The sequence below is a fragment of the Streptomyces zhihengii genome (assembly GCF_016919245.1).
GTDB lineage: Bacteria > Actinomycetota > Actinomycetes > Streptomycetales > Streptomycetaceae > Streptomyces > Streptomyces zhihengii.
This window is the reverse complement of the sequence record NZ_JAFEJA010000002.1, coordinates 418,426-442,283: the sequence shown is the minus strand read 5'-3', so window position 1 is coordinate 442,283 and position 23,858 is coordinate 418,426. Positions and strand designations below refer to the sequence as shown.

Annotated in this window: 21 protein-coding genes; 13 read left to right on the top strand and 8 right to left on the bottom strand. The window is 74.7% G+C overall.

Going from position 1 to position 23,858, the window contains the following annotated elements; genetic code table 11:
• Nucleotides 1-18: 18 nt before the first annotated feature.
• The 3 genes from JE024_RS30195 (at nt 19) to JE024_RS30185 (ending at nt 3,424) form a co-directional block, all read left to right on the top strand.
• Complete coding sequence (locus tag JE024_RS30195) at nt 19-741, top strand: FadR/GntR family transcriptional regulator (RefSeq protein WP_205377136.1); 723 nt, start codon at nt 19-21, stop codon at nt 739-741.
• Nucleotides 742-879: 138 nt separating this feature from the next.
• Entirely contained in the window at nt 880-1,842 is a 963-nt protein-coding gene (locus tag JE024_RS30190; protein WP_205377135.1) for an acetylxylan esterase, read from the top strand.
• Nucleotides 1,843-1,957: 115 nt separating this feature from the next.
• Complete coding sequence (locus JE024_RS30185; protein ID WP_205377134.1) at nt 1,958-3,424, top strand: exo-alpha-sialidase; 1,467 nt, start codon at nt 1,958-1,960, stop codon at nt 3,422-3,424.
• A 76-nt stretch (nt 3,425-3,500) separates the two neighbouring features.
• Here the strand turns inward: JE024_RS30185 and JE024_RS30180 are convergent, their stop codons facing one another.
• Nucleotides 3,501-4,193 (bottom strand): FadR/GntR family transcriptional regulator, encoded by a 693-nt coding sequence (locus tag JE024_RS30180; protein WP_205377133.1) that lies wholly within the window; start codon nt 4,191-4,193, stop codon nt 3,501-3,503.
• Nucleotides 4,194-4,351: 158 nt separating this feature from the next.
• Here JE024_RS30180 and JE024_RS30175 point away from each other — a divergent pair, with 158 nt between their 5' ends.
• Genes JE024_RS30175 through JE024_RS30160 form a run of 4 tightly spaced genes read left to right on the top strand, consistent with a single transcriptional unit; the run spans nt 4,352 to nt 8,472 of the window.
• Nucleotides 4,352-5,311 carry a dihydrodipicolinate synthase family protein gene (locus JE024_RS30175; protein WP_205377132.1) on the top strand — a complete coding sequence of 320 codons (960 nt, stop codon included), beginning with the start codon at nt 4,352-4,354 and terminating at the stop codon, nt 5,309-5,311.
• Nucleotides 5,308-6,252 carry an ROK family protein gene (locus tag JE024_RS30170; RefSeq protein WP_205377131.1) on the top strand — a complete coding sequence of 315 codons (945 nt, stop codon included), beginning with the start codon at nt 5,308-5,310 and terminating at the stop codon, nt 6,250-6,252. Before JE024_RS30175 ends, JE024_RS30170 begins: the two co-directional genes overlap by 4 nt.
• Nucleotides 6,249-6,935 carry an N-acetylmannosamine-6-phosphate 2-epimerase gene (locus JE024_RS30165; protein WP_205377130.1) on the top strand — a complete coding sequence of 229 codons (687 nt, stop codon included), beginning with the start codon at nt 6,249-6,251 and terminating at the stop codon, nt 6,933-6,935. The genes JE024_RS30170 and JE024_RS30165 overlap by 4 nt, the downstream gene beginning before the upstream one ends.
• A 55-nt stretch (nt 6,936-6,990) precedes the next feature.
• Complete coding sequence (locus JE024_RS30160; RefSeq protein WP_205377129.1) at nt 6,991-8,472, top strand: sialate:H+ symport family MFS transporter; 1,482 nt, start codon at nt 6,991-6,993, stop codon at nt 8,470-8,472.
• 77 nt (nt 8,473-8,549) lie between these two features.
• Here the strand turns inward: JE024_RS30160 and JE024_RS30155 are convergent, their stop codons facing one another.
• The 3 genes from JE024_RS30155 to JE024_RS30145 all read right to left on the bottom strand — a co-directional run bounded on the left by JE024_RS30155 (nt 8,550) and on the right by JE024_RS30145 (nt 11,362).
• Nucleotides 8,550-9,536 (bottom strand): DUF8832 domain-containing protein, encoded by a 987-nt coding sequence (locus JE024_RS30155; RefSeq protein WP_205377128.1) that lies wholly within the window; start codon nt 9,534-9,536, stop codon nt 8,550-8,552.
• Between the two features lie 152 nt (nt 9,537-9,688).
• On the bottom strand, nt 9,689-10,405 hold the full coding sequence (locus tag JE024_RS30150) for a class F sortase (protein ID WP_205377127.1): 717 nt from the start codon (nt 10,403-10,405) through the stop codon (nt 9,689-9,691).
• 111 nt (nt 10,406-10,516) lie between these two features.
• Nucleotides 10,517-11,362, bottom strand: a complete 846-nt coding sequence (locus tag JE024_RS30145; RefSeq protein ID WP_205377126.1) for a hypothetical protein — start codon at nt 11,360-11,362, stop codon at nt 10,517-10,519.
• Nucleotides 11,363-11,747: 385 nt separating this feature from the next.
• Between JE024_RS30145 and JE024_RS30140 the strand changes: the two genes are divergently transcribed.
• The 3 genes from JE024_RS30140 (at nt 11,748) to pdxR (ending at nt 14,622) form a co-directional block, all read left to right on the top strand.
• A complete protein-coding gene (locus tag JE024_RS30140) occupies nt 11,748-12,353 on the top strand; it encodes a LysE family translocator (RefSeq protein ID WP_205377125.1) in 606 nt (201 codons plus the stop codon).
• A 2-nt stretch (nt 12,354-12,355) separates the two neighbouring features.
• Nucleotides 12,356-13,060, top strand: coding sequence for a B3/B4 domain-containing protein (locus JE024_RS30135; RefSeq protein WP_205377124.1), 705 nt, complete (start codon nt 12,356-12,358; stop codon nt 13,058-13,060).
• Nucleotides 13,061-13,134: 74 nt separating this feature from the next.
• Nucleotides 13,135-14,622 (top strand): MocR-like pyridoxine biosynthesis transcription factor PdxR, encoded by a 1,488-nt coding sequence (pdxR, locus tag JE024_RS30130; protein ID WP_205377123.1) that lies wholly within the window; start codon nt 13,135-13,137, stop codon nt 14,620-14,622.
• Nucleotides 14,623-15,130: 508 nt separating this feature from the next.
• On the opposite strand, the gene JE024_RS30125 is transcribed toward pdxR, so the two are convergent.
• Nucleotides 15,131-16,099 (bottom strand): acetylxylan esterase, encoded by a 969-nt coding sequence (locus tag JE024_RS30125; RefSeq protein ID WP_205377122.1) that lies wholly within the window; start codon nt 16,097-16,099, stop codon nt 15,131-15,133.
• Nucleotides 16,100-16,365: 266 nt separating this feature from the next.
• Here JE024_RS30125 and JE024_RS30120 point away from each other — a divergent pair, with 266 nt between their 5' ends.
• The 3 genes from JE024_RS30120 (at nt 16,366) to JE024_RS30110 (ending at nt 20,400) form a co-directional block, all read left to right on the top strand.
• Entirely contained in the window at nt 16,366-18,330 is a 1,965-nt protein-coding gene (locus JE024_RS30120) for a beta-galactosidase (protein ID WP_205377121.1), read from the top strand.
• Between the two features lie 164 nt (nt 18,331-18,494).
• On the top strand, nt 18,495-19,514 hold the full coding sequence (locus JE024_RS30115; protein WP_205377120.1) for a hydroxyacid dehydrogenase: 1,020 nt from the start codon (nt 18,495-18,497) through the stop codon (nt 19,512-19,514).
• 157 nt (nt 19,515-19,671) lie between these two features.
• Nucleotides 19,672-20,400, top strand: a complete 729-nt coding sequence (locus JE024_RS30110; protein ID WP_205377119.1) for a lysophospholipid acyltransferase family protein — start codon at nt 19,672-19,674, stop codon at nt 20,398-20,400.
• A 205-nt stretch (nt 20,401-20,605) separates the two neighbouring features.
• Here the strand turns inward: JE024_RS30110 and JE024_RS30105 are convergent, their stop codons facing one another.
• The 3 genes from JE024_RS30105 to ureG form a co-directional block, all read right to left on the bottom strand.
• Entirely contained in the window at nt 20,606-22,183 is a 1,578-nt protein-coding gene (locus JE024_RS30105; protein ID WP_205377118.1) for an alpha/beta hydrolase, read from the bottom strand.
• A gap of 176 nt (nt 22,184-22,359) precedes the next feature.
• Complete coding sequence (locus tag JE024_RS30100) at nt 22,360-23,112, bottom strand: urease accessory protein UreD (RefSeq protein WP_205377117.1); 753 nt, start codon at nt 23,110-23,112, stop codon at nt 22,360-22,362.
• A gap of 9 nt (nt 23,113-23,121) precedes the next feature.
• Nucleotides 23,122-23,799 carry an urease accessory protein UreG gene (gene ureG, locus JE024_RS30095; RefSeq protein ID WP_205377116.1) on the bottom strand — a complete coding sequence of 226 codons (678 nt, stop codon included), beginning with the start codon at nt 23,797-23,799 and terminating at the stop codon, nt 23,122-23,124.
• Between the last annotated feature and the right edge of the window lie 59 nt (nt 23,800-23,858).

Below are 23,858 nucleotides of genomic sequence, written 5' to 3'. Positions count from 1 at the left end.
GAGGTGGGGAGTCCAGTCATGTCGGGATCACGCCCGGGACGGCAGCTGCTGCGGCAGGAGGTCGTCGACGGCATCAAGCGGTACATCCTGGAGAACAAGCTGCGCCCGGGAGACCCGCTGCCCACCGAGCCCGCCCTCTGCGAGGCCCTCGGCGCCAGCCGCTCCAGCGTCCGCGAGGCGGTCAAGATCCTCAACGCCCTGGACATCGTGGAGGTGCGCCACGGCCACGGCACCTATGTGGGCCGGCTCAGCCTCTCCGCGCTGGTCGAGAGCCTGACCTTCCGCGGACTGCTCAGCCCGGACGACGACTTCCAGGTCCTCTCCGACCTCGTCGACCTGCGCGAGCTCTTCGAGTGCGGCATGGCCGAGAGCATCGTCGGCTCACTGACCGCCGAGCAGCTCGACGGCCTCGACGCGGCGGTCCGGCGGATGGGCGAGATCGGCGCCGGCGACGGCAAGGGCTTCGTCGAGAGCGACCGGGCCTTCCACGCCCTGCTGGTCGCGCCCCTGGGCAACGCGCTCATCGGGCAGCTCTCCGTCGCGTTCTGGGACGTCTACACGATCGTCGCGCCCCATCTGGACGGCTTCACCCACGCCGACGAGACCGCGACCGTCGAGGCGCACCGGCGCATCGCCGAGGCGGCGAGGGCCGGCGACGCCGCCGCGTTCACCGCGGCGCTGCGCGAGCACTACGCCCCCGTCAGGCGGCGGCTGACGGAGGCGCGTTCGCGCCCCGCCTGATCCGCGCGACCGGGCCGAGGACGGCGCGGGCACCCTTGACGGCCGCCGCGGGCGGTCTCTAGGGTCCCGTGCAGCGACAGGACATCTGACGTCTGTCGTCTCATCACCTGTCTTCCTCGTCGCCCCGGGGGCACCTCCATGCCGTTGACGGACCTGTCTCTCGCCGAATGCCTGGCCCTGAGCCCTGCCCTGCCGGAGCCCGCGGACCTCGACGCCTTCTGGGCGGGGACCCTGGCGGCGAGCCCCCCGGCGGAGCCCGTCTTCCGGCTCGTCGACACCGGGCTGCCGCAGGTGACGACCTATGACGTCACCTTCGCCGGTCACGGCGGAGATCCCGTGCGCGGCTGGCTGCGGCTGCCGGCCGGTGCCCGGGAACCGCTCGGCTGCGTCGTCGAGTTCCTCGGCTACGGCCGGGGGCGCGGCCTCCCGCACGAGCAGCTCCTGTGGTCCTCCGCCGGGCACGCCCATCTGCTCATGGACACCCGGGGCCAGGGCTGGTCGGCCGCGACGGGCGACACACCGGACGCGGGAGCGGTGGGGGGTTCCGTCCCCGGCTTCCTGACCCGCGGCGCCGGCGGGCCCGCGGAGCACTACTACGTGCGGCTGATCACGGACGCCGTCCGCGCCGTGGACGCCGCCCGGGCCCACCCCGCCGTCGACCCCGCGCGGATCGTCGCCACCGGGATCAGCCAGGGCGGCGGGCTGGCCCTCGCCGTCGCCGCCCTCGTCCCCGGGCTCGCGGGCGCCATGCCCGACGTCCCGTTCCTCTGCGACATCCGCCGCGGCTCCCTGGTCGCGGCCCGGCCGCCGTACACCGAGGTGGCGGAGTACCTGCGCCTCCACCGGGACGACGCGGGAGCCCTGCTGGACACCCTCTCCTACGTGGACGCCGCCGTGCTCGCCCCGCGCGCCACCGCCCCCTCGCTGTTCTCGATCGCCATGATGGACGACATCTGCCCGCCGTCCACGTGCTTCGCCGCCTACCACCGCTACGGCGGCCCCAAGGACGTGCGGGTCTACGAGTACAACGGCCACGAGGGCGGCGGGGCCCACCACCAGCGGGTGCAACTCGACTGGCTGCGCGCCCTCCTGGCCTCCTGAGCCGCTCCTTCGCCCGGGCCGCCGGCGCCCGCCGTCACCCCGCGACGCGCCCCGGCCCGCCCCCGACCATTCGCATGCCGTTCCCCTCCCCTACCCCCGGAAAGAGGACCCGTCCATGCAGCGCAGAGTGTGTCTGGCCCTGTTGTCCGCCACGATGGTGGCCCTGAGCACGACCGGCGTCGCCCACGGCGCCGCGCAGCCCGCCGCAGGTCAGCTCTGGTCCCAGGACCTCGCCACCCAGGGCGTGGGCTCGCCGTACTACCGCATCCCGGCACTCACCAAGACCGGCGCGGGCACCCTGCTGGCGGCCTACGACGCCCGGCCCACCCTCGGCGACCTGCCCGGCAACCTCTCCGTCGTGCTGCGCCGCAGCACCGACGACGGCGTCACCTGGCAGGAGCAGCAGGTGATCCGCAAGGAGGCGGCGCCCAAGGGCTTCGGCGACCCGAGCCTGCTCGTGGACCGGGAGACGGGGCGGATCTTCGTCTTCTACGCCGCCTCCGTCAACCAGGGGTTCTTCGGGTCGGCGACGGGCAACGACGAGTCCGATCCGAACGTCCTCCAGGCCGACTACAGCTACTCGGACGACGACGGCCTCACCTGGAAGCACGAGCGCATCACCGCGGAGATCAAGAACCCCGCCTGGGCCGGGATGTTCGCCGCCTCGGGCGAGGGCATCCAGCTCCGGCACGGCATCCACAAGGGCCGGCTGATCCAGCAGTACGCGATCCGGAACAACGGCGCCAACTACGCGGTGAGCGCCTACAGCGACGACCACGGGGCGACCTGGCGGATGGGCACCCCGGTGGGTCCGGGCGGCGACGAGAACAAGACCGTCGAGCTGTCCGACGGCCGGATCATGCTCAACAACCGCTCGGCGCCGTACCGCACGGTCGCGTACTCCTCCGACGGCGGCGTCACGTACACCCCGTTCCAGCAGGACACCGAGCTCCCCGACCCGGCGAACAACGGCTCCGTGACGCGCTTCGCCCCGGGCGTCGCGGCGACCCATCCGCGGGCGAAGTGGCTGATGTTCTCCAACACCGCGACCACGAACAGCCGCAGCAACCTCACGGTGCGGCTCTCCTGCGACAACGGCGCCAACTGGCCGGTGCGCAGGACGGTCGCCGCCGGCTCCTCGGCGTACTCCACGCTGACGCCCCTCACCGACGGGACGCCCGCCAACCCGCGCGTCGGGCTGCTGTGGGAGCGGAACGGCTACCGCAGCATCACCTACTCCTCCTTCGACCTCCAGTGGCTCGGCGGCGTGTGCGCGCCCGTCACGGTGACCCCGCCCGCGGGCCTGAGGCCGGGCACGACGACGGAGGTGACGGTGCGTGTGGTGAGCCAGAACGACGTGCGGCTCCCGTCCGGTTCGGTGTCGCTGAGCCTGCCGGCGGGGTGGAGCGCGCCGCAGGTGACGGTGCCCGCACTCGACCCGGGGCAGGGCGCGAACATGAGGATCCCGGTGACCGTGCCGGCCAACGCCGCCGCGGGCAGGGTCGCGACGACGGCGACCTACCTGGTGCGCGGCTGGCAGCGCTCCTACGGCGAGGGCGGCCTGACGGTCACCGCCCCGTAGGCACGGCGGCCCCGGGACCGCGGCCCGGCCGGTGGACACCACGTCCCGGCCGGGCCGTGCCCGTGCGCGCGGGGTGTCACCGGCCGGGCGGGGCCAGCCGGGCGCGCAGGTCGTCGAAGTGGGTGCTCATGGCGAGCACGGCCCGGGCGCCGTCCCGGGCCGCGATCGCCTCGACGATCTCGCGGTGGTGGGCGCAGGTCTCCCCCGGGTCGGCGTGGCCGTCGCCGAGGTCGCCGCGGACCTGGTCCATGGCGGCCCAGAAGGCGTCGAGCACCTCGCTCAGCAGATGGTTCTCCAGCGAGCGGTAGAGCGCGAGATGGAAGGCCCGGTCCGTGCCGCGGTCGATGCCGCCCGCGGCGGCCTCCTCGTCCATCGTGTCGACGATGGCGTGGAGCACGTCCAGGTCCTCCTGCGGGGCGCAGGCGACCACGCTGTCGATGAGGCCGGTCTCCAGCGCCTCGCGCACCCGCATCAGCTCGTAGAGCCCCGGCTCGCCGTTCGAGTGCCGGACGACGGCGCGGAAGGCCAGTCCGCCGACGAACGGCGCGAGCGAGAGCGAGCCGACGAAGGTGCCCGATCCCCGCCGGATCTCCACGACGTGCAGCGCCTGGAGCGCCTTCAGCGCCTCGCGCACGGTGACCCGGCTGACGTCGAACAGCTCCATCAGGTCCGACTCGGTGGGCAGGGGGCTGCCGGGCCCGAGGCCCCGGTCGACGATCAGCGCCCTGATCCGGGCCTGGACGTCCTCGGTCACCGTGCTGCGCGCCACTGACGGGCTCCTCTCGTGCCGAACCGGGTCGGGTACCGATGTGCCGCGCCCCCTTGACCGCGGACGCGGGTGTCGGCCTACAGTGACAACCGACGTAGGACATCTTACGTCTCACCTCAGGTATGGCGTCCATACCCGGATCCACTGGAGTACGTCCCATGGCACTGACCGCACCCCTCCGCGGTGTCGTCCCGCCCGTCTGCACCCCTCTGACCCCGGCCGGCGAGGTGGACACCGCCTCGCTGACCGGTCTGGTGCGCCATCTCGTCGACGGCGGCGTGCACGGGCTCTTCGCCCTCGGTTCGAGCAGCGAGGTCGTCTACCTCACCGACGAGCAGCGCGCCACGGTGCTGGAGGTCGTGGTGAACGCGGCCGACGGCAGGGTCCCGGTCCTCGCCGGTGTCATCGACACCACCACCCCCCGCGTCCTGGAGCACACCCGCACCGCCCGCTCGATCGGCGCCGACGCCGTGGTGGCCACCGCGCCCTTCTACACCCGCACCCACGAGAAGGAGATCGCGCGCCACTTCCGTACCGTCCGCGCCGAGGGCGGCCTCCCGCTCTTCGCGTACGACCTGCCGGTCTCCGTGCACTCCAAGCTCTCGCCGGGACTCGTCCGGGAACTGGCCGAGGACGGCACGATCGCCGGACTGAAGGACAGCAGCGGCGACGAGGGCGGTCTGCGCCGGCTGATCGTGGCGCTCGGCGGCCGCGAGGGCCGCGCCTCGGGCCCCGCGCCCGGGTTCTCGATCCTCACCGGGTCGGAACTGACGGTGGACGCCGCGCTGCTGGCCGGTGCCGACGGCGTGGTCCCCGGCATCGGCAACGTCGACCCGGCCGGCTACGTCCGCCTCTACGACGCCGCCCTGGCGGGCGACTGGAGGACGGCGGCCGGTGAGCAGGAGCGGCTGGTCGAGCTGTTCGGGATGGTCGACGCCGGCCCGGTGGACGAGATGAGCCGCAACGCCTCGGCCATCGGCGCGTTCAAGCACGCCCTCCGGCTGCTCGGCGTCATCGCCCACGGCACGACGGCCCTGCCGCAGATCCAGCTCGACGCGGAGTCGATCGCCGTCGTCTCGCGGCGGCTGCGCGCGGCCGGTCTGCTCCCGGTCCGATGACCGTCCCCGAGCAGCCCTCCGGTCCCGTCGTCGCCCTCGACCTCGGCGGGACCAAGATCGCCGCGGCGCTCGTCGACGGCGGCGGCCGGATCACCGCCCGGCACACCCGGCCCACCCCGGCCCGGGCAGGCGCGTCCGCCGTGCTCGACGCCCTCGCCGACGCGGTCCGCACGGTGTCGGCGGGCGCCTCGCCCGTCGCGGTCGGGGTCGCCGCCGCCGGGGTCATCGACCCCCGCACCGGCACGGTCACCAGCGCGACCGACTCCCTGGCGGGCTGGGCCGGGACGGCACTCGGCCCGGACCTCGCGGCCCGCACCGGCCTCCCGGTGGCGTGCGACAACGACGTGCGCGCCGCGGCCGGGCCCGAACTCGCCGCGATGGGCCCGGACGCCACCCTGCTGTTCGCGGCCATCGGGACCGGCGTCGGCGGAGCGGTCGCCGCGGGCGGCCGGATGCTGCACGGCGCCCACGGCGTGGCCGGCCACCTCGGGCACCTGCCGAGCCCCGAGGCCGAGGGCCTGCCCTGCACCTGCGGCGGCTCGGGCCATCTGGAGGTCATCGCCTCCGGCCCGGCGATCACCGCGCTCTACGGGCGGCTCTCCGGCCGGCCGGCCGACCGTCTGGAGACGGTCGCCGCGCTGGCCGCCGAAGGCGACGCCCACGCCGTGCGGGCCGTCACCACCGGCGCCGCGGCGGCCGGCCGGGTCCTCGGCGGCCTGGCCAACGCCCTCGGCCCGGACCGGGTGGTCGTCGGCGGCGGCGTCACCGGAATCGGCCCCCTCTGGGCCCAGGCCCTGGACGCCGCCTTCGCCGGAGAGCTCATGCCCCCGCTGCGCGGCCTGCGCCCGGTGGCCCCGGCCCTCGGCCACGACGCGGCCGTGACCGGCGCCGCCGCACTCGTCCGCACCCTGCCCCTCCACTCCCCCGGAGCACACCGATGACCTCTGCGCCCGCCGGATTCACCGACACCGTCGGCGGCCGGCTGATCGTGTCCTGCCAGGCCCCGGAAGGCGATCCGATGCGGCACACCGGGACCCTGGTGCGCCTCGCCCTCGCAGCCGAGGCGGGCGGCGCCGCCGCCGTCCGCGCCAACGCGCCCGAGGTCGTCGCCGCGATCACGGCGGCCTGCCGCCTGCCGGTCGTGGGCCTGTGGAAGGACGGTGGCACCGGTGTCCACATCACACCGACCGTCCGCCACGCCCTCGCCGTCGCCGAGGCCGGCGCCGCGGTGGTGGCCGCCGACGCCACCGGCCGGCCGCGCCCCGACGGCGACACCTTCGCCGGGATCGTGGCGGCCGTGCACGCGGCCGGCGCCCTCGTCATGGCGGATGTCGCCACCCTCGCCGAGGGCGTCCGGGCCGCCGAGGAGGGCGCGGACCTGGTGTCCACCACCCTCTCCGGCTACGCCCCCGGCTCCCCCGTCCAGGACGGCCCGGACCTCGACCTGGTCGAGCGGCTCGCCGCGGCGATCGCCGTCCCCGTCGTCGCCGAGGGCCGCATCGCCACCCCCGCCCACGCCGCCGAGGCGCTCGCCCGCGGCGCCCACAGTGTCGTCGTCGGCACCGCCATCACCGCCCCCACCGCACTGACCAGGACCTTCGCCAAGGGCCTCGGCCGGCCGTAACGTACTGCCCGCGCGCCGGCTCGACGGAGAGCCCGTCCCGCATTCTGGAGAAACCGTGCACAACACCGACCGCCCCGCCGCCCGCGCGCTGCCGTGGTACCGCGAGGTCACCCCCACCCAATGGAAGTCGTTCACCGCCGCCTGGATCGGCTACGTCCTCGACGGCTTCGACTTCGTGCTGATCACGCTCGTGCTGACGGAGATCAGCGACGAGTTCGGGCTGAGCACGGTGCAGGCGGCCAGCCTGGTCTCCGGCGCCTTCATCACCCGCTGGCTCGGCGGCGCGATACTCGGCGCGGTCGGCGACCGCTACGGCCGCAAGCTGTCGATGGTGCTCAGCATCCTGCTCTACTCGCTGGGCACCTTCGCCTGCGGCTTCGCCTGGGACTACACCAGCCTCTTCGTCGCCCGGCTCGCCATCGGCATGGGCATGGCCGGCGAGTACAGCGCGAGCGCCACCTATGTGATGGAGAGCTGGCCCGCCCGCGTCCGCAGCCGCGCCAGCGGCTTCCTGATCTCCGGCTTCTCCATCGGCTCGGTGCTCGCGGCGCAGGTCTACAACTGGGTGGTGCCCGCACTGGGCTGGCGCTGGATGTTCTACATCGGCATCGTGCCGATCGTCATCGCCCTGTGGATGCGGCGCGCCCTGCCCGAGGCGGCGGAGTGGACCGAGGCCGTGGAGGAGAAGGGCGCACGCCCCAACCCGTTCCGTCCGCTGTTCCGCACGCCGGCGCTGGCCGTGGTCAACCTCGTCCTCGCGACCCTCGCCTCGGTGGCCCTGTTCGCCGTGTTCACCCCGCTCGGCGACGGCGCGGTCCCGGTCCTGTCGGTGGTGGCGGGCCTGTGCCTGGCCGCGTTCGCGGTGCAGCTCGGCGGCCGCCGCAGCTGGGTGCTCTATCTGGCGATGATCGTGACGATCTTCTTCGCCTTCCTGTACTCCTGGCCGATCCAGGCCCTGCTGCCGACCTATCTGAAGACCGAGCTCGGCTACACCACCGACCAGGTCACCGACGTGCTCTACTTCGCCGGCTTCGGCACCATGGTCGGCTGCTGGGTCGCGGGCTTCCTCGGCGACCGGATCGGCGCCCGCAAGGCGTACGCCTTCACCCTGCTCGGCTCGCTCGTCTTCGTCTTCCCGGTCTTCGCCGTCCGCGACAACCTGCTGCTGCTCGGCGCGCTGCTCTTCGTGCTCCAGGCGACCAGCTTCGGCATCTCGGGTCTGCTCCCCCGCTGGATCGGCGGCCACTTCCCGACCGAGAGCCGCGGCGCCGCGCTCGGCTTCACCTACAACGTCGGAGCGCTCGGCGGTGCGGTCGCCCCGGTGCTCGGCGCGCATCTGGCGTCGGGCATGGACCTCGGCCGGGCGCTCGCGGTGCTCACCTTCGCCGGCACGGTGATCGTGGTCGCGCTCGTCGGCTTCGACGTGCCGGGCCGGCTGAACCGGCTCACGGACCCGGACGGCCCCGCCGACCACCTGGCGGAGGCGGCATCGCCGTCCCTCGCCCCGGCGGACGGGGCCCCGGCGCCCCGGGCCTGAACACGCCCCGTACACGGCGCCGGCGGCCGCCCCCTTCGCGGGGGGCGGCCGCCGGCGCCGTGTGCGGTTGCCGCACGTCAGTGGGTGTGTCCGTCGCCCTCCGCCGGGTGGCCGCCGTCCTTTGACGGCGCCGGTGCGACGGCCCCGTCGGTGGTGACGGTGAAGGGCGCGGTGCGGACGGTGCCGCCGTGACGGAAGTCGAGGAACAGCCGGTAGGAGCCCTGGGAGGGGGCGGTCGCGGAGAACGAGACCTCCGGCCCGGGCCGGGTCGTGCCGTCCCCGGGCTCGCCGTTCGGGTGGACGTGGAGATAGGCGAGGTCCCCGGCCCGCAGCGCCACCAGGTGCCCGTAGGCGCCGAGGTACGGCTGGAGGTCGGTGACCGGCCGGCCGTCCTTGCTGACGCTCAGGGTGAGCTCCCGGGACGCGCCGGGGCTGAGGGACCCCTTCAGCGTGACCCGGTACCCGTCGACCTCCGCGGTGGCCGCCGCGCGGGGCAGCGGGGCCGGGTCGGCGGCGCCGGAGACGGCCAGGTCGGCGCCGAGGGTCAGGCCCTCGGGGGCGCCCGTGCGCGGCACGAAGTCGGCGAACACCCGGTAGCCGCCGGCCTCGGGCAGGTTCACCGGGGTGGACCAGGTGCCGTCGGCGGCGCGCTCCGGGTGGAGGTGACGGTAGGTGGAGAGGTCGCGCGAGGCGACGATCAGGTGGAGCTCCTTGCCGTGCTCGCGGCGGTAGTCGGTGACCGCGCGCCCCGTGCGGTCGTCGGTCACCGTGAAGCGCAGCTCGCCGGGGCGGCCGGCGGCGAGGCGGGGCGTCCGCAGGTCGAGGGTGAAGCCCTGGTCGGAGATCCGCAGACCGCCCGGCTCCGCCGCCGCGCCGTGGTCGCCGGTGTGCGCGGCGCCCGTCTCCCGTCCCGCCTCCGGCTGCCCCTCGGGCCGGTGGACGGTGTGCCGCGGCGGCTCGGCCTCGGCGACGACGGGGTCGATGCCCTGACCCACGCCGTACGCCGTCCCGAAGGCCGCCGCGAGCGCGGCCGCGAACGCCGTGATCCTGGCACCGGTCCTCATGACCACTCCTCGATCGGGGCCGCTCCTGCCGCGACCCATGAGCCCAACCATACCCCCTAGGGGTATGGCGTCAAGCGGGATCCGGACGGGAATCGGCACGTGGGCATACACCGTGGGGGTATCCGGTGCCGGAGATCGCGCGTGACCTGCGGCTACGGCTGCTTCACCGAGTCGAGATGCGCGAAGACCACCACGTTCTCCTTGTAGTCCTTCGCCTTGCGGTCGTACTCGCCGCCGCAGGTGATCAGCCGGAGCTGCGCGTCCGGTGTGTCCGCGTACACCCGGTCGTTCGGGAACGACGCCTTGCTGAAGTTCTCGACGGAGTCGACGACGAACGTCGCGGTGGAGCCGTCCTCCCGGACGATGTCCACCGTGTCGCCGGCCTTCAGCGTGGGCAGCAGCAGGAACACCGCCGGCCCCGTCCGGGTGTCCACGTGCCCGGCCACGATCGAGGTGCCCAGTTCGCCCGGGGTGACCCCCTCCTGCCACCAGCCGACCAGGTTGCGGTCGTCCGGCGGCGGGGCGTCGAGCATGCCGGAGGGGCCGATGGACAGGCCCATGAAGGGTGCGTCGACCGCGATCCGGGGGATCTTGATCCGCTGGGGCTCGGACCTCTCCAGGGAGAGCGGTTCGACGAGGGGCGTCGCCCTGTTCTCGGCGGCCGGGCCGGAGGCCGCGGGATCCGCGGGAGCCCTGCTCGTGGGCACGGACACGGCCGGCCCGGCGGAGGGCTTGGCGTCGGTGGAGGAGCCGAAGGAGTTGTACATCAGCAGGAAGCCGAGGAGCGCCGCCACGGCGGGCCCGAGCAGGGCGCGGGCGAGCGAGCGGGAGGTGACGGGGGGCTGCGGGGGTGAGTGGTGCGGGGCCATGCGGGCGTCGTACCTTTCGCTGCCGGGGAGGGCTGCCGGAGGGGATGAACGGACGTCGCGGCCGCCGTCCGGAAGGACGACGACCGCGACAAGGGCGTCCTCGGGGAGGGATCAGGCGGCGGTGCCGCTCACACCGCGGCGGCGCATGACCAGCGCGCCGGCGCCGATGCCGCCGAGCAGCAGGACCGCGCCCGCGGCGAGGCCGCCGCCGGACAGCGCGGTGCCGCCGCCGCCGGTGTGGACGCCGCCCTTCGGCTTGTCGTGCTTCCAGGACTTCTCCTCGTCGCCCGACTCCTTCTCCCACTTGCCGGAGCCGGACGACTCCTTGCCCTCGCGGGCCGTCTCGTCGCCCGACACGTCGGCGAGCGCACCGCCACCGGCGTGGACGCCGCCGTGGGGCTTGTCGTGCTTCCAGGACTTCTTCTCGCCGTCCGACTTCTCCGAGTCGTCCTTGCTCCAGTCGTCACCGGTCACACCGGCGAGCGCACCGCCACCGGTGTGCACACCACCGTGCGGCTTGTCGTGCTTCCAGGACTTCTTCTCGCCGTCCGACTTCTCCGAGTCGTCCTTGCTCCAGTCGTCACCGGTCACACCGGCGAGCGCACCGCCACCGGCGTGGACGCCGCCGTGGGGCTTGTCGTGCTTCCAGGACTTCTTCTCGCCGTCCGACTTCTCCGAGTCGTCCTTGCTCCAGTCGTCACCGGTCACACCGGCGAGCGCACCGCCACCGGCGTGGACGCCGCCGTGGGGCTTGTCGTGCTTCCAGGACTTCTTCTCGCCGTCCGACTCCTTCTCGTAGCCGGAGGAGTCGGAGTCCTCCTTGGAGTACTTGCCGCTGCTGGAGGAGGAGTCCTTGCCGGTGTCGTCGGCGAGGGCCATGGCGTACGCGGCGGGTCCCGAGACCGTGAGGGCGGCCGTGGCGACGGCCGAGGCAAGCAGAATGCGGGCAGAGCGCATGGTGAAGCCTTTCCTTTCGTCGCTGCTGCGCGAGCCGTCATGTCGTCGGCTCATCGGATCGCATGGGCGACGTGAATCACCGTCAGCCCGATGCCGGGAGCGCACCACCGGAGCGTGCGGCATCCGGGTCACGGCGTGGGCCCCCTGAGTGACGCGGCGTCATTTTTCACCCGGGCGACCCCACGCCACGCCGCGGCGATGTTTGACGCGGGGCCGTGCCCGTCGGCGCCGCCCCGGCCGGGGTGCCGGCAGGCCGCCCGGGCGCACCGGGCACGGTGGAGTCCGGGGTTCTTATGGACCGGTGATCAGGCCCTTCTTTGGCTCTGTGGAGCGGGCCAAGGAGACGGCAGGGTGGAGGCGTCCCCGAACATCGCGGAGGTTCCTCGTGAGTGTCGCGTTCCTGCTCACCACCCTGATCGTGGTGGTGACCCCCGGCACCGGCGTGGTGTACACGCTCGCCGCCGGGCTGTCCCACGGGCGGCGGGCGGGCGTCGTCGCCGCGTTCGCCTGCACCGTGGGGATCGTCCCCCATCTGGTGGCGACGGTCACCGGGCTCGCGGCGCTGCTGCACACCAGCGCCGTCGCCTACGAGACGGTGAAGTACCTGGGCGTCGCGTATCTGCTGTACATGGCGTGGTCGACGCTCCGTGACAAGGACGCCCTCGTCGTGGAGCGGGACACGGCACCCCGCCCCGCCGCCCGGGTCATCGCATCGGGCGTGCTGCTGAACCTGCTGAACCCGAAGCTCACGATGTTCTTCGTCGCCTTCCTGCCGCAGTTCGTCCCCGGCGGCGGGCAGGGCTCGGCGCGCGATCTGCTCGCCCTCGGCGGCGTCTTCATGGGCCTGACCTTCGTCGTCTTCGCCGTGTACGGGCTGTGCGCCGCCGCCGTACGGCACCGGGTGCTCGCCCGGCCCCGGGTGCTGACCGGTCTGCGCCGGGTGTTCGCCGTGTGCTTCGTGGGCCTGGGCGCCCGGCTGGCGGTGGCGTGATCATGCGCTTCCGGCACTCCGACGCCGTCCGGTCCGGATACCCGCGGCTCAGCGCGGGCGCGCTCAGCGCCTGCGGCGTCGACGCGGACGCCGACACCGGCGGCCTCGTCCGCGCCCACACGGCCCGCGCCGTCGCCCGCCTGGCGGGCACCACCGAGAGCGAGTTCCCCGAAGTGCTCGCCTGGCGGCGGACGTTCGCCGCCATGGGGCTCCGGCCCACGCAGTACCGGTGCGCGTCGGAGTCCCTGCTGCGGCGCCTGCGCAGGAGCGGGGACCTGCCGCGCATCCACCCGGTCGTCGACCTGTGCAACGCGGTCTCCGCCGCGTACGCCGTGCCCGTCGCCGTCCTCGACGCGGACCGGATCGCCGCTCCCCTGCTGGAGGTGCGGCACGCCACGGGCGAGGAGCACTACGAGGACTTCGGCGGCGCCGTGGACCGCCCGGCCGCGGGCGAGGTGACGTTCGCCGACTCCGCCGGGCGGGCGCACGCACGGCGCTGGACGCACCGGCAGAGCGGGCACTCGGCGGTCGGCGGGCACACCCGCAGGATCCTGGTGGTGACGGAGGCGATGCACGACGGCGGCGCGGAGACCGTGCCGCTGGTGCTGGACGCGATCGCCGCCGGCCTCCGCGCCCACTGGCCGGCGTCCGCTCCCGCGACGGCCGTGCTGACGCCCTCCGCGCCCGAGTTCGACTTCGGCGGCTGAGCCGTGCCGTGGCCGCGCGGACTCCCGGCGGCCCGCGACGGGGGCGGGCCGCCGGGTCCGGGGCGCGTGGCACCATGGGGCCGGTGAACTCCGAGGAGCGGGCGGGGACACGGGGCTCCGACTTCCTTCAGCTCGACGCCGGGGACGCCCCCGCCGGAGGCAAGGCCGACTGGCTCGCCGAACGGCTGCGCGAGGCGATGGCCGACGGCCGGCTGGGCGTGGGCGCACGGCTCCCGCCGACCCGGGTGCTCGCCGGTGACCTGCACGTCTCCCGGGGCGTGGTCACCGAGGCGTACCGGCGGCTGACCGAGGACGGCCATGTCGAGGGACGCCGGCGCGGGGGCACCGTGGTGGTCGCCGTGCCGCCCCCGCCGCCGCGGGAGCGCCGCGGCTCCCCCGTGCCCCGCGCCCGGGCGGCCGGGGGCTCGCTGTTCGCCGGTGAACCCGGCGCCGGTGTCTTCGACGCCCTGCGCTCCGCGCCCGCCCGGATCGACCTCACCCCCGGGCGGCCCGACCTCGCCGCCTTCCCCCGGACGGCGTGGCTGCGCGCCGAACGGGCCGTGCTCGCCGGGCTGTCCGCCGGCGACCTGGGCTACGGGGATCCGCGCGGCGCCGCACCGCTGCGCCGCGCCGTCGCCGCGTGGCTCGCCCGCAGCCGGGGCATCCGCGCGGACGCGGACGACGTCCTCGTCGTCGCCGGCACCGCGCAGGCGCTCACCCTGCTCCACCCGGTGCTGAAGGCGGACGGCATCGACTGTGTGGCGATGGAGGACCCCGGTTCGCTGGGGGCCCGTCAGCATCTGCTCCACGGCGGCCTCCGGGTCCGGCCGGTGCCGGTCGACGGCGACGGGGTGCGCGTCGACGCGCTGCGCGCGTCGGGCACCCGCGCGGTCCTGCTCACCCCCGCCCACCAGTTCCCCACCGGTGTCGTCACCAGTGGGGAGCGCCGCCGGGAGCTGCTGCGCTGGGCGGCCGAGGGCGGGCTGATCCTGGAGGACGACTACGACGCGGAGCACCGCTACGACCGGCCGCCGGTGCCCGCGCTGCGCGCCCTGCTCGCCGACCGGGTCTGCTACATGGGCAGTGTGTCCAAGCTGCTGGCCCCGGCGCTGCGCATCGGCTGGATGGTGCCGCCGCCGCGGCACCGGGCTGCGCTGACCGACGCCAAGCGCTTCAACGACCTGGGCAACGCGGTGCTGCCCCAGCTCGTGCTCGCCCGGCTGATGGACTCCGGCGACCTGGAGCGGCAGCTACGGCTGCTCCGCGGCCGGCACCGGCGGCGCCGCGACACGATGATCGCGGCGATCGCCCGGCATCTGCCGGGGGCCGTGGTCCACGGCGCCGCGGCCGGGCTGCACCTGACGGTCACCTACGCGGGAGACGTCCCCGACACCGAGCTCGCCGCCGCGGCCCTGGACCTCGGCGTGAAGTGCCAGCCGCTGTCCTGGCACCGGCGGCTGCCCGGCCCCCAGGGCCTCGTCCTCGGCTACGCGGCGGGCCCGCCGGGCGCCCTCACGGACGGGATCGCCGCCATCGGCGTGGCGCTGCGCGAGCTGTCCTGACCGCGACCGGGCGGGGGTGGCGCCGTGCGGCGCGACCGCCGACGGGCGGGGGCGGTGCCGTGCGGCGCGACCGCCGACGGGCGGGGGCTGCACTGCGCGGTCCGACCACACCGGCCGGGCACTGCACCGGCCACCACGACCGGGCGCCGCCCCGGAGTAGCCAACCGCCACCGACCGGGCGGTGCGTGAGCCGCACCGCACCGACCGGGCGGGGGCGGTGCCGTGCGGCGCGACCGCCGACGGGCGGGCGCTGCACTACGCGGTCCGACCACACCGCCCGGGCACTCCACCGGCCACCACAACCGGGCGCCGCCCCGGAGTAGCCAACCGCCGACGGGCGGGCGCTGCACTGTCCGGCGCGACCGCCGACGGGCGGGCGGGGGCCGCACCGGAGTACCCGGCCGCCCGCCGGGAGCCGCCCGCACCGACCAGGCGCCGCACCGGCCGCCGCGACCGGCCGCCGGGCGCTGCACCGGTCGGCCGGCGCCCGGGGCGTGCCGTGTGCGGGTCACACCGGGCAGCGTCCGGACAGCCAGGCGACGGCGGCGGCGTCCTGGTCGGGGCCGCCGCCCTCGTGGTCGTTGAAGTCGTAGACCTCGATCTGCTTGTCCTCGTGGGCCCAGGCGTTGAAGGACGCGAAGACGGTGGACGGCGGGCAGGTGCGGTCCTCCAGCGCGGTGGAGAACAGCGCGGGCGCCGTGGCGCGGGCCGCGAAGTGGACCCCGTCGAAGTAGGAGAGCGTCTCCAGCACCTCCCCGGTCCGTCCGCGGTGGGCCCCCAGCCAGTCGCCTATCTCGCGGTAGGGGCGGCGGTCGGTGAGGGTGGTCGCGCGCGGGAAGTCGCACAGGAAGGGCACGTTGACGACGGCGGCGGCGAGGTCGGGCACCAGTCCGGCGGCGGCCGTCGCGATGCCCCCGCCCTGGCTGCCGCCGGTCACGGCCGTGCGGGACGCGTCGGTCAGCGGGTGGGCGCGCGCGGCCTCCACGGCGCGCACCGCGTCGGTGTAGACCCGCCGGTAGTAGTAGGTCTCCGGCGAGTCGACGCCCCGGGTCATGAAGCCGGGCACCGCGGGCCCCGCGCCGACGGGGTCGGGGGTCGCGCCGCGGGTGGTGCTGCCCTGGCCACGGGTGTCCATCACGAAGTGGGCGCGTCCGGTCGAGGCCCAGAGCAGATGCGTCAGGGGCAGGCCGCGTCCGCCCCCGTACCCGATGAAGCTCACCACCACGGGCAGCGGGCCGTCGGCCCCGGCGGGCAGGACCAGCCAGCCCTTGACGGGGTGGCCGCCGAAGCCGTTGAAGGTCACGTCCGACACGGACACCGTGCGCAGCCCGGTGTCGACGGGCTCGAAGCGGGCGTCCAGGTCGTGCTGCCGGGCCTCCTTCAGCGTCCGGTCCCAGAAGGAGTCGAAGTCCTCCGGGGCGGTGGACTCGCTGCGGTAGGTGCGCAGTCGGTCGAGCGGGAGGTCGAACAGTGCCACGGTGCCTGCCTCGGGATCGGTGCGGGTCCGCCCGGTCGGGGTGCGGGATCGAGGGCCGCTGCACCCGGGCCGGACAGAAAACCCTTTCATGACGTCGCCCGCATCGTGCCCCGGTCACGAGCACTACGTCAATGGAGCCGGGAGGCGATCGCATCACCAGGAATCTCCCGATTAATGAAAGCGCTTGCTACGCTGCTCGGGCCCGCCGGGGGTGCGGGGCGCGCCCCCACCCGCCGACCCCGGCCCTCCCCTCGAACGGAGCACATGTGAGTAACGTCAGCGGCGACCGCTTCTGGTTCGGCGGCGACTACAACCCCGAGCAGTGGCCCGCGCACGTCTGGGACGAGGACGTGAAGCTCATGGGGCGCGCGGGCGTCACCGTCGCCACGGTCGGCGTCTTCTCCTGGTCGCGGCTCCAGCCGGCGCCGGACACCTTCGACTTCGCGTGGCTCGACGACGTGCTGGGCCGGCTCGCCGGCGCGGGCATCGGGATCGACCTCGCCACCGCGACCGCCTCACCGCCGCCGTGGCTCGTGGCCGCGCACCCGGAGATGGCCCCCGTGACCGCCGACGGCGTGGTGCTCGGCAACACCAGCCGCCAGCACTACAGTCCGCACTCGCCGGTCTACCGGGAACACGCGCTGGCCCTGGTGCGGGCCCTGGCCGAGCGCTACGGGCAGCACCCCGGCCTGGTGGCCTGGCACGTGAACAACGAGTACGCGTGCCATGTCCCCCGCTGCTACGGGCCGGACGCCGAGGCCGCCTTCCGGGTCTGGCTGCGGGCGAAGTACTCCACCGTCGAGGCGCTCAACGCGGCGTGGGGCACCGCCTTCTGGTCGCAGCGCTACAGCGACTTCGAGGAGATCATGCCGCCGCGCACCGCGCCGACGGCCTCCAATCCCACCCAGCTCATCGACTTCGACCGGTTCACCTCCGACGCGTTCCTCGACCTGTTCCGGGCCGAGGCCGAGATCGTGCGCGCGGCGTCACCCGGCATCCCGGTGACGACCAACTTCATGGGAGCCTTCCGCCCGCTGGACTACTGGAAGTGGGCGCGCGAGGTCGACTTCGTCTCCGACGACTCCTACCCGGACCCGGTCGACCCGCAGGCGCCGGCCGCCGCTGCCCTGACCCGCGACCTGATGCGGTCGCTGGGGAACGGCAAGCCCTGGGTGCTCATGGAGCAGGCGACGAGCGCCGTGAACTGGCGGCCCGCCAACGCCCCCAAGGCGCCGGGGCAGAACCGGGCGTACTCGCTGCAGGCGGTGGCCCGCGGCGCGGACGGGATCATGTACTTCCAGTGGCGCCAGTCGGCCGCGGGCGCCGAGAAGTTCCACTCGGGGATGCTTCCGCACGCCGGGCCCGACTCGCGTGTCTTCCGGGAGGTGTGCGCGCTCGGGGCGGAGCTGGCGGACCTCTCCCGGCTCCGCGGGACGGAGGTGTCCGCACGGATCGGGATCGTCTTCGACTGGGACTCCTGGTGGGCGCTGGAGCAGGAGTCCACCCCCACCCGGCTGGACTACCTGTCCCTCGTCCAGGACTGGTACCGGGCCTTCTGGGCGCGGGACGCCGTGGTCGACTTCCTCCCGGCGGACGGCCCCTTCGACGGGTACGACCTCGTCGTCGTGCCCGCCCTGCACGTCGCGGACGAGGCCGCCCTCACCGCGCTGGCGGCCGTCCCCGAGCGCGGGGGCCGGCTGGCGGTGGGCTTCATGACCGGCGTCCTCGACCGCGACCTGCGGGTGCCGGCCGAGGGCTACCTCGGGTCGCTCGCGGGCGTCCTCGGCGTACGGGTCGAGGAGTTCGCGCCCGTGGCGCCGGCCCCCGGCGGGCCGGCGCCCGTGCTGCGGCTGTCGGGCGCCCTGGGCGAGCTGACCGCCGGCACCTGGGCCGAGTTCACCCATGCCGTCGACGCCGAGGTGCGGGCCTCCTTCGACGACGGCGTCGTCCGCTCGTGGCCCGCCGTGACTCGGCGCGGCACCGGCTCGGGGGACGCCTGGTACGTGGCGACCCGGCTGGACGCGCCCTCCATGGACCGGCTCGTGGGCGTGCTCCTCGACGGTGTCGGGGCCCAGGCGCCCACGGCGGAGCCGAACGAGCAGGTGGAGGTCGTGCGCAGGGGCGACACCGTCTTCGTGATCAACCACTCCGCCGAGGAGCAGTCCGTCACGGTGCACGGCCACGGGCGGCGCACCCTCGCCCCCCACGGGACCGAGGTGCTGCCCGGCTGAGCGGGGGCCGGTGCAGGGGCCGCCGGTCCGGGGTAGGCCTCCAGGATGTGGCGTCCGCGCGACGCCTCATGCCCGACGCTTCACGAACGGCGGGCGCCGGCCGGCGGCGAGACCGTGCCGCCGGCCGGCGCCCGCCGGCAGGCCCCGTCACCGCCGGAGTAGACATGCCGCATGACCGCCCGTCCGCCCGCCCCCGCGTCGCCGTCGTACTCCGGCCCGATGCGCGCGAGCAGTTGTTCGGCCCGGAGCAGTGGGAGACGCTGTGCCGCACCGGCGACGTCGTCGCCGAGTGCGCGGATGCCGGGGAGCTGCTCGCCCATCCCCGCCGGGCGGAGGCGGAGGTGCTGCTCGCCTCGTGGGGCGCACCGCTCCTGACCGCCGGGGTGCTGGCGCACCTTCCCGCGCTGCGCACCGTGCTGTACGGGGCCGGTTCCATCCGCCTGCTGGTCACCGACGCCTGCTGGGAGCGCGGTCTGACGGTGGTCTCCGCGGCGGAGGCCAACAACGGGCCGGTCGCCGAGTACGTGTACGCGCAGACCGTGCTGGCCCTCAAGGACGTCCACCGGCGGTCCCGCCGGATGGCGGCCGAGCGGGTGCTCCCCGGCCTGGACGGCGTGCCCGGGATCCACGGCCAGACCGTGGGGCTGGTGTCGTTCGGCTCGATCGCGCGGATGGTCGCCGGGCACCTGCGGCGGCTCGGCACCCGGGTGCTGGCCTGGGACCCGTACGCCGACGACGCCCTCTTCCGCGAGGCCGGGGCGGAGCGGGTGGCCGGCCTGCCCGAACTGGTGGCGCGGTCACGGGTGCTGAGCATCCACACCCCGCTCGTCCCCGGCCGTACCGAGGGCCTGGTCACCGGCGAGCTGCTGCGCGGGCTGCCCCACGGGGCCACCCTCATCAACACCGCGCGCGGCGCCGTGGTCGACGAGGAGGCCCTGATCCGCGTTCTCGGCGAGCGGCCCGACCTCCAGGCCGTCCTCGACGTCACCGCCGAGGAGCCGCCGTCGCCCGGGTCCGCGCTCTACACCCTGGAGAACGTGATGCTCACCGGCCACGTCGCCGGCACGGTGGGCTCGGAGCGGCGGGCGATCGGGGCGCTGCTCGTCGAGGAGCTGGCCCGGGTGGCGGCGGGTGAGCAGCCGCTGCACGCCGTGTCGCCGGAGGCGAGCCTGCTGCGCGCCTGAGGCGCGGGGCCGGTGGCGGCGGACCGGCGGCGGGGTGCCCGCGGTGTCCGCACAGACGCCCGAAGGCCCGCAGAAGCGGGCTACGATCGATCACCGGACGGATGGCACTCCGCAGAACGCGTCCACACCGCCGATCCGTGAGAGTTGGGGAGAGACCGTGTTCTACTACGTGCTCAAGTACGTCCTCCTGGGGCCGCTGCTGAGGGTGCTGTTCCGCCCGCGGATCGAGGGACTCGAGCACGTGCCCGACGAGGGCGCGGCGATCGTCGCCGGGAATCACCTGTCGTTCTCCGACCACTTCCTGATGCCCGCCATCCTCAAGCGCCGCATCACCTTCCTCGCCAAGGCCGAGTACTTCACCGGGCCGGGCATCAAGGGGCGGCTGACGGCCGCGTTCTTCCACAGCGCGGGGCAGATCCCGGTCGACCGCTCCGGGAAGGACGCCGGGCAGGCCGCCATCCGCGAGGGCCTCGGGGTGCTGGACAAGGGCGAGTTGCTGGGTATCTACCCGGAGGGCACCCGCTCGCACGACGGCCGGCTCTACAAGGGCAAGGTCGGCGTCGCCGTCATGGCGCTCCGGGCGGGTGTGCCCGTGGTGCCGTGCGCGATGGTAGGGACCTTCGAGATCCAGCCGCCCGGGCAGAAGCTGCCGAAGATCAAGCGGGTCACCGTGCGGTTCGGCGAGCCGCTGGACTTCTCGCGCTACGCCGGGATGGAGAACGAGAAGGCGGCCATCCGCGCCGTCACGGACGAGATCATGTACGCCATCCTCGGGCTCTCCGGGCAGGAGTACGTCGACCGGTACGCGGCCGAGGTCAAGGCGGAGCAGCAGGCCGAGGCGCAGGCCCAGAACCCGAAGCGCTTCCCGCCCCGGCGCGGGCGCTAGCGGGCGCGGGCGGCGCGGACCGCTCGCGGACGCCGGGCCGGACCGCACGGGCGGGGCGGCCCGGGCTCGCGGGCGAGGGCGGGGTCGCGGGCGAGGGCGGGGTCGCGGGCGAGGGCGCAGTCGCAGTCGCAGTCGCAGTCGCAGTCGGGGACGCACGAGGGGCGGCCGGGAGATCCCGGCCGCCCCTCGCCCGTCGGGCCCCGGCCTACGGCTTCGGGGTGGCGTGCGGCGCGCACTCCACGTCGCGGCGGTCGAGCCGTCCGCTGAGCAGGTACGCGTCGACGCGGTCGTTGACGCAGCTGTTGACCAGGCCGGTCACGCCGTGCGAACCGGCGTTCTTCTCCACGATCAGGCGCGAGCCCTCCAGACGCTCGTGGAGCTCCACCGCGCCCTCGAACGGGGTGGCCGCGTCCCGCTCGGACTGCACGATCAGCACCGGGGGCAGGCCCTTGCCGGTGCGCACCTGGACGGGGGTGTGCTGCTTGGTGGACCAGGTGGCGCAGGGGAGGTTCATCCAGGCGTTGGACCAGGTGAGGAACGGGTGGTCGCGGTGCAGCCGGGTGTTGTCCCGGTCCCAGGTCCGCCAATTCCTGGGCCACTTGGCGTCCGCGCACTCGACCGCCGTGTACACGGCGTTGCCGTTCTCCGCCGCCGCGTTGCCTGCGGTGTCGGTGAGGTCGGGCGCCGCGGCGTCGACGAGCGCCTGGGTGTCACCGGCGAGGTAGGCGCTCCAGGTCCGGGCGACGGGCACCCAGGCGGAGTCGTAGTAGGGCGCGCTCTGGAAGAAGGCGAGCAGTTCGGCCGGACCGACGACCCCGCCGAGCGGGCTGCGCTTGGCGGTCGCCCGCAGCTTCACCCACTGGGCCTCGACCTTCGCGGGGGTGTCGCCGATGTGGAAGACGGCGTCGTTCTTCGCGACCCACGCCTTCCAGTCGTCCCAGCGCATCTGGAAGGCGACGTCCTGGTCCAGGTTGGCCTGGTACCAGATCTTCTCCCGCGAGGGGTTGACCACGCTGTCGACGATCATCCGGCGGACGTGCCCGGGGAAGAGGGTCGCGTAGACCGCCCCCAGGTAGGTGCCGTAGGAGACGCCGAGGTAGTTGAGCTTCTCCTCGCCGAGCGCCGCGCGGACGACGTCCAGGTCGCGCGCGGTGTTCGGGGTGGTCATGTGCGGCAGCATCCAGCCGCTGCGCTCGGCGCAGCCGTCCGCGTACTCGGCGGCGAGCTTGCGCTGGGCGCGCTTGTCGGCCTCGCTGTCGGGCACCGGGTCGGCCTTCGGCGCCTTGACGAACTCCTGCGGGTCCACACAGGAGATGGGCGTCGAGTGGCCGACGCCGCGGGGGTCGAAGCCGACGAAGTCGTACGCCTGGGCCATCTTGGCGTAGACCGGGTTCTTGTTGGTGACGCGGGTCGGGAAGCGCATGCCCGAGCCGCCGGGGCCGCCGGGGTTGTAGACGAGCGCGCCTTGGCGCTGCTCGGCGGTGCCGGTGTGGCCGATGCGGTCGACGGCGATCCTGATCTGCTTGCCGTTCGGCTTCGCGTAGTCGAGGGGCACGCTCACCCAGCCGCACTGGATGGGCTTCACCAGCCCCCAGTCCTCGGGGCAGTCGGCCCAGTCGACGCCCTGCCGGGCGGCCCGCTCGGCGGCGACGCGCACACCGCGCGCCTCGGAGCCGGTGGGGGCGCCGCTGTCGGCGGTCGCCGCCGGGGCGGCGACCGCTCCCGCGACGAGTGCGCCCGCTATCAGCGTGCCGCCGAGGCCGAGTCCTGTTGCACGTCTCACGACGTCTCTCCCCCTGCTGTGGTCCGTGGTTCCGTGGTCGGCGCCCGGTGTGCACCGGAACGCTCCGGGGATCCTTCCGTGGCCGGACCGTCCGGCGACAGACCGCACAGACGTTCTTTACCGAACCCATACCGGTGCCCCCCGTCCCGCTCAGCGGTACAGACCTGCCGGGGAGTTCAGCCGTCGCGGACGCCGGGGACCAGCTCGTCGAGGGCGGCGTCGAGGGCGGCGCGCAGCCGCCGCGCGTCGGGGGCCACCGCGGTGACCAGCGCCGCGGGGCCCGCAAGCGGCGTCACCGCCGTGTTCGGCCCGCGCACACCCCGGCCGGGCGGCTTCTCCGCGAAGTCCGGTTCGACGACGAGGAGCTGGCCGACCGCACGGTGCCCGCCCAGGACCGCGGGCCCGTCCCAGCCGCCGGGGGCGCCGGGGCCGAAGGCGAGTTCGCCGTCGAGCAGCGGCGCTCCGGCGCGGTGCACGGTGAGCCGGGTGAGGAGGGTGCCGGGATCCTCGCCGTGGCGGCCGAGGATCTGCTCCTCGCGCAGCACCAGGCGTGCGGTGGGGGCCAGTTCGACCCGGGTGCGCATCCGCAGGGTGCTGCCGCGGGCGGCGACGAGCTGTTCGGGCAGCCAGTGCAGCACCGCGTCGTCCGCGACGCGGAGGGCGACGTCGTAGTGGGCGGTCGCGCCGTCGCCGCCGGGGAGGGAGATCGTCGCGGCGGCGGAGTCGACGGTGAGCCGGGTGCCCGCGCGCACCTCGGCGTCGATCGCGAGCCGGTCGCCGCCGAGCGGCGCGCTCATCGCGCCGACGACGGTGACCCGCAGTCCGGCGCCCCGGGGCCGGGTGCGGCGCAGGGCGAGCGGGCCGTCACCGGTCAGCACGGGCAGGGCGGTGCCGTCGGCGACGAGACGGGCGGTGGCCTGGACGCTCACGCGGGGCGCTCAGGCGTTCCAGGCGGCGAGCCGGGCACGCACCCAGGAGGCCACCGGGCCGACGCCGTCGGGGCCGCGCAGCGAGGTGAACACGACGGGGAGTTCGCCGCGCTGCTCCCGGGCGTCGCGGGCCATCCGGTCGAGGTCGGAGCCCACGTACGGCGCCAGGTCGGTCTTGTTGACGACGAGCAGGTCGGCGGTGGTGACACCGGGGCCGCCCTTGCGGGGGATGTCGTCGCCGCCGGCCACGTCGATCACGAAGATCTGGGCGTCGACCAGGCCCTTGGAGAAGGTGGCGGTGAGGTTGTCGCCGCCGGACTCCACCAGGACGAGGTCCAGCGGCCCGACGCCGTCCTCCAGGTCCTCGACGGCCTCCAGGTTGGCGGAGATGTCGTCCCTGATCGCGGTGTGCGGGCAGGCCCCCGTCTCGACGGCCTGGATGCGCTCCGGCGGCAGGACGGCGTTGCGCAGCAGGAACTCCGCGTCCTCGCGGGTGTAGATGTCGTTGGTGACGACGGCGATGGAGACGCTGTCGCGCAGGGCGGCGCAGAGCGCGGCGACGGTGGCGGTTTTCCCGGAGCCGACGGGCCCGCCGAGTCCGATCCGCAGGGCGCGCCGCCGTCCGTCGGGGCGCAGGGCGTCCGCGCTGACGGCGGTCGCGGTGTCGTGGGAGTGGTCGAGATGCAAGACGTGCTCCTCGGGTGCGGGGTACGGGGTGCGGGTGGGGTGAGCGGTTCGGCGGGCGG

Coding starts and splice junctions, on each gene's coding strand:
- JE024_RS30190 (WP_205377135.1), top strand. CDS start 880: ATGCCGTTGACGGACCTGTCTCTCGCCGAATGCCTGGCCCTGAGCCCT.
- JE024_RS30170 (WP_205377131.1), top strand. CDS start 5,308: ATGACCGTCCCCGAGCAGCCCTCCGGTCCCGTCGTCGCCCTCGACCTC.
- JE024_RS30135 (WP_205377124.1), top strand. CDS start 12,356: ATGCGCTTCCGGCACTCCGACGCCGTCCGGTCCGGATACCCGCGGCTC.
- pdxR (WP_205377123.1), top strand. CDS start 13,135: ATGGGGCCGGTGAACTCCGAGGAGCGGGCGGGGACACGGGGCTCCGAC.
- JE024_RS30150 (WP_205377127.1), bottom strand. CDS start 10,405: ATGGCCCCGCACCACTCACCCCCGCAGCCCCCCGTCACCTCCCGCTCG.
- JE024_RS30185 (WP_205377134.1), top strand. CDS start 1,958: ATGCAGCGCAGAGTGTGTCTGGCCCTGTTGTCCGCCACGATGGTGGCC.
- JE024_RS30195 (WP_205377136.1), top strand. CDS start 19: ATGTCGGGATCACGCCCGGGACGGCAGCTGCTGCGGCAGGAGGTCGTC.
- JE024_RS30145 (WP_205377126.1), bottom strand. CDS start 11,362: ATGCGCTCTGCCCGCATTCTGCTTGCCTCGGCCGTCGCCACGGCCGCC.
- JE024_RS30165 (WP_205377130.1), top strand. CDS start 6,249: ATGACCTCTGCGCCCGCCGGATTCACCGACACCGTCGGCGGCCGGCTG.
- JE024_RS30115 (WP_205377120.1), top strand. CDS start 18,495: ATGCCGCATGACCGCCCGTCCGCCCGCCCCCGCGTCGCCGTCGTACTC.
- JE024_RS30175 (WP_205377132.1), top strand. CDS start 4,352: ATGGCACTGACCGCACCCCTCCGCGGTGTCGTCCCGCCCGTCTGCACC.
- JE024_RS30155 (WP_205377128.1), bottom strand. CDS start 9,536: ATGAGGACCGGTGCCAGGATCACGGCGTTCGCGGCCGCGCTCGCGGCG.